The organism is Luteibacter sp. P1_D3 (assembly GCF_056406135.1).
Map to the genome: position 1 here is coordinate 46,876 of NZ_JBFUAT010000028.1, position 13,738 is coordinate 60,613.

The window sequence follows — 13,738 nt, forward strand, 5'->3', positions numbered from 1 at the left end:
GGACACTTCCGCGTTGCGCGACGAAGCACGGCAGCGCATCCAGAAGTCCCGGCTACCTGTCGGGCGGCGAAGGACGCGACCAGCCAAGGCGCCGCTGACCTTCGCTTTTTCGAGAGTGCGCACAGGAACTTGTCGTGATTGAACTTTTTGGTGACCGCACCGGCAACTGTCTTCGGGTTGCGGTGACGTTTGAGGAAGCGGGCCTCGCCTACAGGACGCGCCGCGTCGCCCTTGGCCGTGGCCAGCACATGCAGCCGGCGTTCCTTGAGCTCAACCCAACGGGCAAAGTGCCGACCATGGTCGACACTTCAAACGGCACACCACTCGTCCTGTCCCAGTCCCTTGCCATCATGCTGTGGGCGTCGAGCAAAGGCACGACGCCCCTGATGCCGAAGGAAGGGACCCTGGCGCACGCCCACGCCATGGAACGTCTCTTCATGGTTGCCACTGACATGGTCGCCTTCTCGCAAGCCGCGTTCATGCTTCACCTGTCCGGACAGCGTCCGGGCTCGGCTTTGCTCAACGACATGGTTTTGTCGCGCCTCGACTGGCTCGAGCACATTGCCGACGCGTCACCATACCTGGCCGGCGACACGTTCACGCTCGCCGACATCTCCGCAGCGACGCTGATTGCCTCCATCCGGGGCAACGACCACTGGGTTACCCGTCCTCGCCTGTCCGAATGGTTCGCGCGCATTGCTGGCCGCGAAGGGTTTGTTCGCGGCATGCACGCTTTTGACGAGGGTGTCGCCGCCTGAGTTGCGCCGCCGAAGATCCTTGCGGTCTGGGGTCGCCGGTGCAATTGCTCCGCGGGCCTGACACCGGGCGCGAACCAGGGTTTTCATTTGTCGGCCGGGAGCGGGGCCCGTCAGCCACGAGCACCACGGACGATTCAAACGCGCTTCTCATTTTCTCAAAGGGCATAAAGGCCAGTTCGCTGCCTTCCTTTTCAAACTGATTCCAGTCGGCCGACCGTTCCCAGACCAGGGTCTTGCTACGTCGATGGCGTCCGTCATTGCGATACCCAGCCGCTTGATGGGGTCGCCGAAGAGGGTGCGAAACACCATCGTTCCCTTGACCCCGGCGATGGGTCATCTGACTTGTTCGCGTAGGTGACGGTCGAGTTCGTCTTCGAACTGTAGCGTCCGACCTGCGCGGCGACGGGAGCGTATTGCCTGGACACGAGGACAACAGCGACCGCGTGGTCGCGTTACCCCTGCTTCGCCTGCCCTTGCTCATCAACGCGTCAGAGGACCAATTCTTACACGACCCTGCCGCAGACCTGTGTCGAACACCCAAAAAAGAGCCGCTTCGGGGGGAAGCGGCACGGGGAAATCTGCGCCCGTCCCTGGGCGTTATTTTGATTGTTCAGGTCAAGTCCAAGGACTTAGAAGTCGTACGTCGCTGTCAGTCGTGCATAACGCGGGGTCTGGTAGTACTGGCCGACGTCGTAGTTGTTGAGCACCGTCTGCGGCGAGGACGCTTCGTACGTCGAGAACGAATTGAGCGGCTTGCGCTCGTTCGTCACATTGAAGACCGACAGGCCAAAGGCGAGCTTGCTGTCGAAGTACGCGGGGCGATAAGTCAACGCCAGATCGAGCTGCTTGTACCAGGGGTTGCGCTTGTCGCCCGGGTGCGACGGCTGGCCGTTGCAGTTGTGATACGCCGAACCGTAACCGAGGGGATCGGGTTTTGCCTGGCCGTCGAGGTAACCGAGGCAGGACTTCGGCGAGCCGGAAGCCAAACGCAGGTTGCCGGAAACAAGCCACTCGGGCGCAATCTGGTAGGCGCCGTAGGCCTTGAGCTGGTGGGTGCGGTCATTGGCCAGGAGGCCGTTGGCGTTTTCCATCAGCAACGCGGAGTCCCAGTCCTGGGTCTTGGAGATGTCCGTCTGACCGATGTCCGACTTGGTCTGGCCTTCCGTATTTCCGTAAGAGCGCGAGAACGTGTAGTCGATGCGGCCCTGCCACTTGCCGTCAAAGGGATGGTCGAGATACAGGTCGAGCGCGTAGTACGCGCGCTTGGCCTTGTCCGAAAAACCCCAGTCGGCCTCGCTCATCTGCACTTCGGTGCGACCCACGCCATTGGCGTTGGCGAGGCTGAAGGTATTGGTGAAGCCTGGGTTGAAGATGACGCAGCCGGGGATCGACACGGAAGCGGGGTCGATGCCCTCGGAAGCGAGCTTGTCGCCGATGAGACCGGTGTCGCACACGTCATCGATGGCAGTACGCAGCTTGCGCACCGTCACCTTTGCACCCGTGACCCAACCAGCCCCGAAGGTCTTGTCGAAGCCGAGGATGCCTTCGTCCTGGTACTGCGAGCGCAGGTCGCGTGCCGAGACGGACACCGGATCAATCGTCTGGCCATATTCGCCATCCGGGGACGCCGGGCCGTTGCTGCTGATTGATTTCAGACCAGTCGGGCGACCGAGACTGTCGATACCGGAATAGGTGAAGTACTCGTAGGTCAGCGTCGACGGGCTCGCACCACGGACTGCGACATTATTCGGCAGGGCGAGGTAGTAGCGACCGAGGTTGCCGTAGATCTTCAGCGACGAATCGCCGAAGACATCCCAGGAAGCGCCGAGGCGCGGAGCCCACTGCGCCTGGTTGTTGACGTAGGAGCGACCCTGATCATTGTAGTTCTTGAACCCGTCGTTGCGCACACCGACGCTCACCAGCACCTTGTCGGTGACCTGCCAGCGGTCCTCGATGTACTGGGCGCGCTGGTCGAGCGACATGTTCGTTACGCTCGAGAAGATGCGGCGGCTCACGTAGTAGCCGTCGCCACCAGGGGCGCCTGCGCCAAGTGCCGCGCTAATGGGTTTGTTCGGCGTGGCCGAGACACCATACCGCCAGTAATAGCCAGGTCCGCTGGTGGACGTGCCTTCATTCGTGCCCTTGTAGTGCATGTTGTCGATGCCACCGGCAAGGTGGTGGTCGCCAACGATCCACTCGAGGTCAAGGCGCAGCCCGTGCGTGTTGCTCCCAGCGCCCGGATCCTGGGAGTTGTTGTTCGAGTTCAGGTTCGAGATGGGGTTACCCCCGTTGAGTGCCGGGTTCTGGAGCTGCGGGTTCCAGATATACGGTTGCTGGTCAATGCCGGGTGTCGGATTTTGCAGGTAATCGGTCGTCCAGCCCTTGCCATAAGTCGCCGACAAGGTGATGTCATCGGTGATGTACGACGTGTACTTCGCAATGGCGTACTTCGACTCGAGCTTGGAGGTGTCGGCACTCGCACCCGTCTTTCCGGTCGTTTCCCGCGTGGCGTAGTCGTAGCCGGTGTACACGCCGCGCTGTTCGTCAGTGGAATGAATGCCCGTCAGTTCGAGGATGTTGGAGTCGTTGATGTTCCAGTCAAGTTTTGCGTAGTACTTCGGCAGGTTGTAGGTGTAGTTGTTGTTGGCGACCGGATTGGCCTCGCGTGTCGACGTGCTCGTGCCTTCGGATTTTTCGGCTTCCGCTGCGACAAAGAAAAAGAGCTTGTCTTTGACCAACGGACCACCCGCGTAGGCCGAGTAGGTCGTCGTCCACTTGCCGTTGTCTTTGCCGGAGCGATAGATGGAGCCGACTTCATCCGGCTCCTGATATCCGTAGCCGGCAGGAAGGGAGCGACGGCCGTAATACACGCTGCCCGGCGAAGACGAGGCAAACTTCGGCTCCCAAAGAACCTGGGCGCCAAAATGCCACTCATTGGTTCCGCGCTTGCCGACCTGCGAAATCACACCACCGTCGGAGCGGCCATACTTGGCGGAGTAGCCGCCCGTATAGACTTCCTGCTGGTCAATTGCACCGTAGGGCAAGCCGACACCGCCGAGGTTGCGGTAAGGGTCCGACGAATTGTAGCCATTGATGTAGTAAGCGTTCTCTGACGCACCCGACCCGCCGAACGACACCGTGCGGTAGCGGCCGTTGCCAAGGTTGCTCGAACCGGGAACTGCACCGGGCGCAAGGAGCGCGATGGCTTCGGCATTGCGGCCAAGTGGAAGGCGTGCAAGGGTTTCGGCGGTGACGACCGTGCGCGCATCCACCTGCGTGGTATCGATGGGCGGCAGCGTATTGGCGACAACAGTGACGGAGTCGAGCGACTGGGCAGCAGCGGCTGAAGCGCCACCGGCACCTGCGAACGAGACGTCGGTGCTACCGCCCACCTTGATTTGAATATTTTTGCGCGAATCGACGATGGCGCCGTCGCGCTTGAGACTGACCGTATAGCTACCCAGCGGCAGGTTTCCGAGGCGATAACGGCCGTCGGCATCGACCGCGGTTTCGCGGCTAAAGCCAGTATCGCTCGTGGCGACAACAGCTTCACCGGCAGCGGCCGGCACCTGACCGAAAATTGATCCAGTCGTTGCCTGCGCCAGCAAGGCAGGCGAAGCGGCAAGACTGACCAGCATGGCGGCGGCAAGCGCGGTCGGCCGCAGGGCACGACGGTAAGAAGCAACACTCATTGAAACACTCCCCAGTTCGACCTGAATGCAGGCCGGAATGTTGAACTTGGCGTAGATCGCCAATTTGGCCCGGCTTCCTGCAGGCACACTTGCACCTGCGCGCTCCCCCGAGCGCACAAAAGAAACAGGGATTTCTGTCGTCACGTGCCCTTTTTAACGGGACATTGACCGCACGACGAACGGGAAGTTATGGATCCACCGAGTGGCTGTCAACCAAATATTTACGAATTTCATCCAATCCTTCGAAATAAGGATTGGATTGCGACAAAATGACTTTTGAAGACAAAACCACGCTCGTACTTTCGCGAAGACGACACAACTTCGTTCAGAGCAGCGATGCTGACTTACACAAGCGCGCAACCGAAGCTTGCGTGCCCGGTGACATGCAGGTGGCCCGGAGCCGGTGCGCAGCGTCACGCCGAGAAAAAATCAGTGCGGCCCTTTGTCCAGGCAAACGTGGTTGACAGCAAGCGAGACCAGGTTAGATCTTGTGTCTTCGCTACCAGGAAACCTGCATGACCATCAATGAATTCTGGAAACACACCTTTTTGGCGGCCCTTGCCCGCTGCCCTGCTGAGGCAGCGCGGCATGAATCAGACCGCGCACTCCAGTTGTGCATCAGCCACTGGCACTCGGAACGCCAGCACTGGTCAGGCGTGCATTCGCTGTGGCAAGACCAGGGCGTTCAAACTGTGTTTCACCCGGTCGCTGGTCAGGGCGCATAGCCCAGAGCCAGTGCGCCGGCAACTGCCAGCACATGGTGACAAACCAGCCAATGTCCTGCGGTGGACTACCCGGGACAACAACCATCCAGGGCTAGGCAGGCTAGACATGCGCCGGCAACGGATGGCCAGCCGCGTCTTGACAGATGACTTCGCTGATGCGGACCTGGATCACGGGCGGGACGCCGGCAGGCCGTTCCGGCGGAACTAGATCCGAACTTTCCCATATCCCAATCCTTACAGGTGCGAATGCTTCCGGCGCGGAAACACGAAGGTGGGCTGCGTCTGGTCACCCATCTTGCCTGTGGCCATGGCTCCTTCGTCCAACTGTCTAAGAATCTGGTCAACGTGACCGGCGAGCACATCGCGGATGGCCGTATCCCACGCCTCCCGGGCGATGGCGTCGGACCATGCAAGGCTGAGGGCAGACACCGGATCGAGCTTGACGATGGCCCCGCCCTTGTTGAGAGCGCCAATGAAAACGCCCGCTGACATGCTTGCCTGTCCCAGCGCGCCCACAATCCAACCCGCCGAATCGACAACGAACTGCTGGGCGTCTGCCACGGTACAAAGACCGTGCACCGGGCCGATGTCTGCAGGGGACTTCCTTCGCGACTGCAGGTCATGCCTGCGGACGTCCGTGCGTTTTTTCTCCGCATGGAGCATCGGTTCGAGTTCGCCGGTGACAAACGACCAGCGAAGGCGGAGGTCAGCCATTGCTGGCCCCCCGGTCGACACGTGGCCTGCCAGCGCACTTCGCCACGAGTTCTCCGGTCCCCGGAACGCTTCGCTGAGTTTGCGCTCAATGGTGAGCTTGGAGACGCCGAGATAGGTCGCCACAGCCATGTCGCCCAGATAGGCATCGGGTGATACGGCGTCGAACAGGGCGCGAAACGACGCGTGCGACAACAGCACCGAGGCGCGGGAAACAGGGTCGGTCGGTTCTGGCAACCCGTACAGCTTCCGGATGGTGATGTCTGCTGCATGCCAAGGCGTGGGACGGCCTGAGGCCATGGTTTTTACCTCATCGATTGCGAAGGCGGCAAGGCGTCAGAAAGGCTTTGCATATACCACCGGCGAGAATCGTGGATTGCGTCATTGTCCGATTGCACCAAAGCAACAAAGTGTCCGAAAACCATTGCGGGTAACGCATCTCATATGGGCCGCGCATCGAACGGACAACCCCGACGAAAAAGCGAAAGCGAACACGCGACCGTTTACGCTTTGATCGGTGTCTCTTGCACACCGAAAGCCGACTGTGACTGAATTTGGCAGTTCTTTCAGTGTCGTGCCCCAGACAGCACAGCACGCTTGCAGCACGAACAAGACACGCCGCGCGATGATGATGTTTGTACACACGCGTTTTTTTGCGTTGCCAACCCATCGTGTGCGTTGCCGCACGAATGGCGGAAAAAGACTCGGTGACAATGTCGACCGCCCCATTTCGGGGCTTGTGCCGAGAGAACCCATGACCACGTCCCCCGTTACCCGACGCCTTGCCGCAGCGCTCAGCCTCTCGCTGACTGCGGTCAGCTCCCTTGCCAGCGCCGACTCGGCACCGGTCGACCCGTCGACGCTCGACGGAAAGATTCTCGTCGGCTACCAGGGGTGGTTTCGCTGCCCCGGTGATGGCAGCCCGGAGAGCAACTACTCCCACTGGACCGGCAGCACTCCGAGTGGAACCGACATTTATGTGACGAACTATCCCATCACGACCGAATGGAGCCCGGCGGGACGATGCCCGCTGGCGAAGCTGACCATCAATGGCGCGCCTGCTTATTTGTTTTCGTCTTTCCGCAAGGAGACCACCGACATCCATTTCCGCTGGATGAGGGAGTACGGCATCGACGGCGCGCTCATCCAGCGTTTTACCGGTGAGATCCCGAACTACAAAGCCGGCGATGACGCTGTGCTGCGCCATGCCATGGCGGCCGCGGAGGATAACCAGCGCACTTTTGCCGTCGAGTACGACCTCTCCCACGGCGGGTACTACGACGTTGTATCCGACGACCAGGTCATCGCCGACCTCTCCGCCGACTGGCAGTACCTGACCTCCCAGCTGCACATCACGGACAGTTCCGCTTACCAGCGCCAATCCGGCAAGCCGGTGGTTTCCCTCTGGGGTATGGGTTTTCCCAAGGACGGCAGCCATGTCCCGCGCGCTGCGCTTGGCGAGCGCATCATCCGCTGGTTCAAGGATGTCGCGCACGCCGAGGTGATGGTCGGAACACCGAACAACTGGGAAGACCCCAACCGTGGTGCGGATCCGGACTGGGCACGCGTACTGGCCGAAGCAGACATCATCCAGCCCTGGACCGTTGGCGCCTACAGCACGGTTGCCGGGGTCGACAACTGGAAGCAAACCAAGATTGTCCCGGACCTTGCCCTGACGGCCGCAAGCAAACAGCTCTACATGCCTGTGGCCATCCCGGGCTCATCCGGCCGGGACGCGACAACCAAGCTTGCCACCAACGACGCGCCACGCGTCGGCGGGCAGTTCCTGTGGGAGCAGGTGTACAACGCCAAGAGTGCTGGCGTGAAGTTCATCAAGATTGCCATGTTCGACGAGGTGAATGAAGGGACGGCACTTGTGAAGAACGCCCGCAACGCCAGTGAGGCACCCAGCCAGACCACGTGGATAAACCAGGACGCGGACGGGCTGTCCCTGCCGTCGGACTGGTATCTCCGGGTCGTGTGGAACGCGAGCCGGATGATGAAGGGCATCGACCCGCTTTCGCCTGTCGTGCCAACCGACCCGGGTCCGCTCGACCCAATGCCCGAGTGCGGAACGCTGACGGCAAACCAGAAAATCGACGCGACCCATCCGGTTTTTTCGTGCAGCAACCTGGTGCACGTTTCGCAAGATCCGAACGGGGACCTGGTCGTCTATCGCGGCACGCAAAAGCTCTACTCGAGCGGCACAGCGGGCTACGCCATTCCGACGACGGTGATGCAAGGTGACGGCAATCTCGTTGAGTACGACACCAATGGCGCCGCCCGCTGGGCCAGTGGCACTGCCGGACACCCGGGCGCTTGGTTCAATATTCGCAACGATGGCGTTGCACAGATTGTCTGGAAAGGCAGCGTCATCTGGTCAGCGGGTCCCTGACTGCACGCACGTGCGCGGACTGCAGCACCGGCCTGCCRCCTCCCTCCCTGTCGGTCGCTGGGAGGGAGACGGCCTGGGCGGCATCTTCGGCCAAAAGCCGTGTGGCCGAAGAGGCACTCCGCCCGAATGAGATTGTGGCGCATCACCAAGGGATGCTTTTTTGTCACTGCCTTGCGGAAGAAGCCTCGTGGTGGACGGCAACCGTCAAAGTTCCGGCGGACCAAGCGCCGCTCCCCGGAGCCCTGGCCAACCCCAGAAGACGATTGTTCGCGCAAGCCGGATTTCAGGGCGCTTTTGTTCCTGCACTCACCGCGGAACTGCTGCCCGCACCGGGATCTTTCACTGCTGCATCGGCATGCTTTCTGTGCATCCCGAGGCCCATGCTGCGCACCAAGAGGTCAACGAGCGCCGCAGCTGGACCGGGCCCTTGCGGGTCAACGGCCGCAGATGACCCGTCAGCCGGGCTGGCGGCTGTTCCTGCGCCGGCTGAAGCGGCTTTGGGGGGCGTTGCTGCACGCGGGGACACGGAGCTACCAGAAGCTGCGGCCGCGTCTTTGCAGTTGCCGTAGACGTCGGCGAAGCTGCCTCCCGTATCCCCTGCCGCTTCCTTGATGGCACTCATGTAGCGGTTGGTCACCTTCTCCGATAGCCGGGCCCGTTCGTCGGGAGACAGGTTGGCGATATCGCTGTCCTTCACTCCAGCGCCGTCGAGGAGCTTTTCGGCGGAACCAGAGCCAGAGAGCGTGTCGATGTTGTCGAGCATCCGCTGAATCTGACGTGTCATTGTCCCGCTCACGTTGGTGTCTTTGAGCGTCGAAAACTTCGACTTCACGGTCGCGTAGTCGGCCTGCGTCGGCACAATGGAGCACAGGTTTTGCGTATACATGAGCGTCCTTGAAAACACCGGACCAATCCGGCCCAGTCTTGTGGAAGCAAAACTCGCGCCAGGGCCAAGGTTGATACGAGATGCATCGGCAAGCCGCACGGCTGCCGGATGCTGCCATCGGTCACTCGCCACGGTGTCGGTCGCCCTGGGCCCACTGTTGCTGCTCACCAAACGACGCTTACACAGAACCCCGTCCGGCTACGGCGATCACATCACCCGGCAACATCGGGCAAGTGCGCTTTCTCGGCTTGGAGAAAAACAACACACTGTCCTGAATCCATCAACATTTGCAACGGCGCTTGCGCATGGTTGTCCGCGTGAGCACATTCCATCAGGCGCATGTCGCTGGGTTGCCCAAAGCGACTGGCTTGTCGCAAAAGTACTGAAAAACTGGTTTGGCCGCCGATTCCGGTCGCGGCCGTCCCCGCTTTCGAATAGCCCTGCAAAGGAACCGCGCCGTGCACCAGCTGTCTGACATGCCCTTCTTCGAGCACGCGGTGGAAGCAATGGCGAAGAGCGAAGGCAGGGTCAAGGTGGGTGCAGTCATCGTCCATGCCGGCAGGGTTGTTGCGACCGGGTCCCGGCGGAGCGGCATTCATGCCGAGCGCGATGCCTTCGAGCAGGCGAAGGCGCTTGGCGTGCCGCTGGCACAAGCGACGCTGTACACCACGCTCGAGCCTTGCGTCGAATTGACTCCCGACCAGCGCCAGGAAAGCTGCAGTGCGCTCATCATCCGTGAAGGCATCCGGGAGGTGGTCATCGGCAGGTATGACCCGAACCCACTGGTGACGAGAAGAGGCTGGCAAATGTTGCGGGATGCGGGCGTGCACCTGCGGGATTTTTCACAACCGTACCGAACGAAAATCGACGCCATCAACGGGCAGTTCATGGCGTGCATTGAGTCAGGTGTTGGGCCGACAGGGGGCGCGAAAGTGGATCACCGGGACGGAGCCCACTTCTGCGTCCGGTTTTCTGATGTTGACGCTCGCGAAATCGACATTGCTTGGAGCATCTGCAGCGGCACCGCAGTCTATGGCGTGGGCTTTGGTCCGGTCAGCGTGGCGCTTGCACGGTATGCCCAGGATTTTGATGAAATCGACGACCCGTCCGCGTTCGACTTTGGCCCCCACGCGCGCATCGGGACGAATGAAATCGGCATCTTCAAAGGCTCGGGCGGGTTTGTCCTCGTCCGGCCCACGGAGATAGCCAGCGGACCGGAGTACTGGTCAAAGGACTACTACGTCAAATTCCGCTTTTCGGTGCGCGCAGACGCCGTCGACCCGCCGCCATCCTGACGAACACCGCTACAATTCGGGCATGCAGACCCGCGAAGACCATATCCTGGACGTTGCCCAGATTGTCCGCGATGCCGCAGCGATGAACGACGCGGCATTGGCGGGAGACCTCGACGAAGCGCGCTTTCGCGCCCAGCTCATTGTCGGGAAGGCCGATGCGCTTGGGTTGCTCGACCTGGTTCTCGCCGCTGCGCATCTTCTCGAGGTGCTCGGGCCTGTGGGGTCGACGCCTAAGAGCGGTTATGGCGCGGGCATGCTCAGGGTCGCCAATGAGCTCGACAAAGTTGGGTTCGAGCCGTTGTAAGCGCGCGCCGTTTCATTCCATGGCCCTGCAATGCCATGTCGCTGCCATGAAGGCGTCCCATGTTCTCGGTGTGTGACCGCGACGTCGGCCGAACAGCCTACCGACACAACCGGACAGGATTGGTGGAGTCTGCGGAGGGGCGACCATCCTGAAACAACGACTGGCTGCCGCCGGTGCGCTGCTCGTTTCGCGACGTGCCTGCACGTCGCTGCGGGCACCCAGTCGCCAGGGCCTCGTCGCCATGTAAGGCCACCGATGCCGCAGTGGCTACCGACGCCACCAATCCCCTAAAGAGGATGACCGCTGCCAGGAACCAGACAACGCAGAGCAAGCCTCCAAAGGCGAAGCAATAAGCGGGAACGGTTATCTCAGTTGTAGCAGTCAGCGCACACCCATAGCGGTGACACCGGCACTTGAGGCCGTGGGGTCTTCACGGTGGCGGGCGTGATCAGCGTCGGTCACCCTTGCAGCAACCAAGAAAGTGCCCTTTACGAGGGGTATGACGATGACCATGACTACGAGTGCGGCGAATTGGAAAGCCCTGCCCCCCGGCCAATGGCGCCGCGCAATGAGGCCGGTGGAGACGACCGTGTGCCACAGGTCGTTGGGAATACGCGCGCGTTAAACCCGGGCATGCCGTGTCGCTCATGACCAAGCGGCGCGTGACACAGGTTCGTCGCACCGCATGAGACGCGGTTGTGTTCCCATGCATCGCAAGCTGGCGTCCTCAGGCCGGAAGACCCAGTCGCCTCTCGGGGGTGCTACGGCATCATCGTTTACGGCTTCGATATCGAATTGAACCTCCATAGCCAGGATCCCGCCCATGTCGTCTGACCACTACCGCCGAGCCATCGCCCAGAAGCAAAAAGACATGATTGGTGTTCAGCAGAAGAAAGCGGCGGAGCTAAAGAAGTTGTCCGACACGAACAAGCGCATTGTCAGCGCGGGTGAAGGGGCACGAAAGGCAACAAGCCCAAGTGCGCGCGATTCAAAAATGCGTGACGTCGCCCGTTACCAGCGAGATGCGGCGGGGTGCGAAACCAGGATTGCCGATTTCGAAAAGACCCTCGGCCAAATGCAGGGACGAATGGCAGACGACCAGCGCCGGTTGGCGCAGGAGGAAACCGCCGAAGCCCGGAAGAAGCTTCAAGACGAGCATAAGCGCGACCGTGAGCAGGCGCAACGAATGGCCGGAGTCGCCTCGACACTTCGCCACCACACTGCTCTTCATTTCCAGGCAGAGCAAGCCATTGCGAAACTTGCACAGCCCATGGCGCAGATTGTCGTCTTGTTTCTCGCATCGAATCCCATCGATCAGCATCAGCTCCAGCTCGACGAAGAGGCGAGAAGCATCGGACAGATGATCCGGAGTTCAAGACACCGGGACGTCGTCAAACTTGAAACGCGTTGGGCGCTCAGGAGCACAGACCTTGTCCAGGCGCTCAACGAATGCCAGCCCACCATCGTGCATTTCAGCGGGCATGGCAGCGAGGAGGACGAAATCGTATTCCAAACCGCATCGGGAATGACGAAGGTCGTCTCGAAAGAAGCGATTGTGCAGGTCCTCAAAACCGTCGCCGACGACATCCGCTTGGTGTTTTTCAACACCTGCCACTCGCATGGCCAGGCAGAAGCGGTCGTCGAGCACATCGAAGCTGCAATTGGGATGAACACGTCTATTGGGGACGAGGCCGCCCGCGTCTTCTCGTCAAACTTCTACTCGGCCATCGGCTTTGGGCATTCGGTGCAAAAAGCGTTCGACCAAGCGCGCGCAGCGCTCATGCTCGAGGGCATCGCTGAGCACGATACGCCGGCACTTTTTGTCCAGTCCGGACTTGAAGCAGCTGACCTCATTTTGGTTACCCCTGAACATCTTTGAGCCAAGGCAATGGGACCGTGTCGAGGAAGACGAGCCACATAGTGCCACCCAGCTCGATGACGAGGCTCCCGCGCCGTCGTCGGTGAACGCCCTCGTCCAGACGGTTGCTGTGCGACCGCATTGGCCTCAACCGCCATTTAATCAGAAAGCTAGTTAGCGACGCCCATCGCATCGATGCGAAACACCGACTCACCGTCCCCATCGAAAAATTCGAGGTAGCCGGGCATGCAGTCGTGCGCAAGGCAAGCAGCGAGGACTGCCACCATCGCGACCATCGCATCCGGCACTAGGTTGCTCCGAAGCAGAAACCCAATCCGGGAGATGTCGAGGTCGGCGCGGTCACGGACGCCACGCATCATCATCAGCGCAATGCGGCCGAAGCTGCCGGCGGCAAAGTCAAAGCCTGCGGAGTAACCCGGCGACACCTTGGCAAGGTTCCTATGCACCGACGCCTCCTCAAGTTCGGCGATGGCATCTTGCCGCTTGCCTTCAAAGCCGAAGGCGCCCCAGTAGATACCGAGCACGTCAGTGCCAAACGGTGCCGCCCTTACAAGGCCCAGATAGTGGTGCACCGCGTTGACAATTTTTGGCGAAGTCCCTTCAAGCCTTGCCCGCACCCGCAGCCAGACCGCGCCGACCTCCGCCCTGGTTTCCACAGGCAGGTCGTGGAGAGCAGCTTCAGACAGAATCGTGGTTGCAGCCGCCATGAAGTAGACGAACTGGTCATTCAAGCGGTCCTTGGGGGTGGCTCGGGAAACCGGGATGAGGCGGATGGCAGCGTGGAGTGAGGGGTACATGGCGGCAAGCTCGGCTGGGATGGGATGGGGAGACCACCCTAGCGATAACCCACCGCACGTCCAGGCCGGTGCGGCAGATTGCCCACCGCTGCGTTACATGTGACGCAGCGGCAGGGAATGTGGCCCGTTACATGTGACGCTTTGGCGGATCCCCAGAACGGTTTCGATTTTTCTCTTCCGGATGCGCCCCACGGCCGATTGCGGATTTACTTCACCCCGAACGTTGCGCACAGGCCGTCGTTGCGCAGAGGCAAGACGTGCATTCGTCCCGATGCAGCCAGCCCGTCGAGCAGCCC

10 protein-coding genes are annotated in these 13,738 nt (G+C 61.0%); 6 read left to right on the forward strand and 4 right to left on the reverse strand.

From position 1 onward, the window contains the following. The first annotated feature begins 134 nt into the window (after positions 1 to 134). Positions 135 to 758 carry a glutathione S-transferase family protein gene (locus AC1DYM_RS16915; RefSeq protein WP_477340296.1) on the forward strand — a complete coding sequence of 208 codons (624 nt, stop codon included), beginning with the start codon at positions 135 to 137 and terminating at the stop codon, positions 756 to 758. Between the two features lie 629 nt (positions 759 to 1,387). Here the strand turns inward: AC1DYM_RS16915 and AC1DYM_RS16920 are convergent. Further along, positions 1,388 to 4,450, reverse strand: a complete 3,063-nt coding sequence (locus AC1DYM_RS16920) for a TonB-dependent receptor (RefSeq protein WP_477340298.1) — start codon at positions 4,448 to 4,450, stop codon at positions 1,388 to 1,390. Positions 4,451 to 4,965: 515 nt separating this feature from the next. Between AC1DYM_RS16920 and AC1DYM_RS16925 the strand changes: the two genes are divergently transcribed. Then, a complete protein-coding gene (locus AC1DYM_RS16925) occupies positions 4,966 to 5,175 on the forward strand; it encodes a hypothetical protein (protein ID WP_477340300.1) in 210 nt (69 codons plus the stop codon). Between the two features lie 234 nt (positions 5,176 to 5,409). On the opposite strand, the gene AC1DYM_RS16930 is transcribed toward AC1DYM_RS16925, so the two are convergent. Then, positions 5,410 to 6,186, reverse strand: a complete 777-nt coding sequence (locus AC1DYM_RS16930) for a hypothetical protein (protein ID WP_477340302.1) — start codon at positions 6,184 to 6,186, stop codon at positions 5,410 to 5,412. Positions 6,187 to 6,640: 454 nt separating this feature from the next. On the opposite strand from AC1DYM_RS16930, the gene AC1DYM_RS16935 reads away from it, so the two are divergent. After that, on the forward strand, positions 6,641 to 8,281 hold the full coding sequence (locus AC1DYM_RS16935) for a glycoside hydrolase family 99 protein (RefSeq protein ID WP_477340304.1): 1,641 nt from the start codon (positions 6,641 to 6,643) through the stop codon (positions 8,279 to 8,281). A 283-nt stretch (positions 8,282 to 8,564) separates the two neighbouring features. Here the strand turns inward: AC1DYM_RS16935 and AC1DYM_RS16940 are convergent, their stop codons facing one another. After that, on the reverse strand, positions 8,565 to 9,167 hold the full coding sequence (locus AC1DYM_RS16940) for a hypothetical protein (protein ID WP_477340306.1): 603 nt from the start codon (positions 9,165 to 9,167) through the stop codon (positions 8,565 to 8,567). A gap of 458 nt (positions 9,168 to 9,625) precedes the next feature. Here AC1DYM_RS16940 and AC1DYM_RS16945 point away from each other — a divergent pair, with 458 nt between their 5' ends. The 3 genes from AC1DYM_RS16945 (at position 9,626) to AC1DYM_RS16955 (ending at position 12,645) form a co-directional block, all read left to right on the forward strand. Then, on the forward strand, positions 9,626 to 10,462 hold the full coding sequence (locus tag AC1DYM_RS16945; RefSeq protein ID WP_477340308.1) for a deaminase: 837 nt from the start codon (positions 9,626 to 9,628) through the stop codon (positions 10,460 to 10,462). Between the two features lie 22 nt (positions 10,463 to 10,484). Then, complete coding sequence (locus AC1DYM_RS16950) at positions 10,485 to 10,766, forward strand: hypothetical protein (RefSeq protein WP_477340310.1); 282 nt, start codon at positions 10,485 to 10,487, stop codon at positions 10,764 to 10,766. A gap of 823 nt (positions 10,767 to 11,589) precedes the next feature. After that, on the forward strand, positions 11,590 to 12,645 hold the full coding sequence (locus AC1DYM_RS16955; RefSeq protein ID WP_477340312.1) for a CHAT domain-containing protein: 1,056 nt from the start codon (positions 11,590 to 11,592) through the stop codon (positions 12,643 to 12,645). Between the two features lie 149 nt (positions 12,646 to 12,794). Here AC1DYM_RS16955 and AC1DYM_RS16960 read toward each other — a convergent pair whose 3' ends face one another. Next, complete coding sequence (locus AC1DYM_RS16960) at positions 12,795 to 13,376, reverse strand: hypothetical protein (RefSeq protein ID WP_477340314.1); 582 nt, start codon at positions 13,374 to 13,376, stop codon at positions 12,795 to 12,797. Between the last annotated feature and the right edge of the window lie 362 nt (positions 13,377 to 13,738).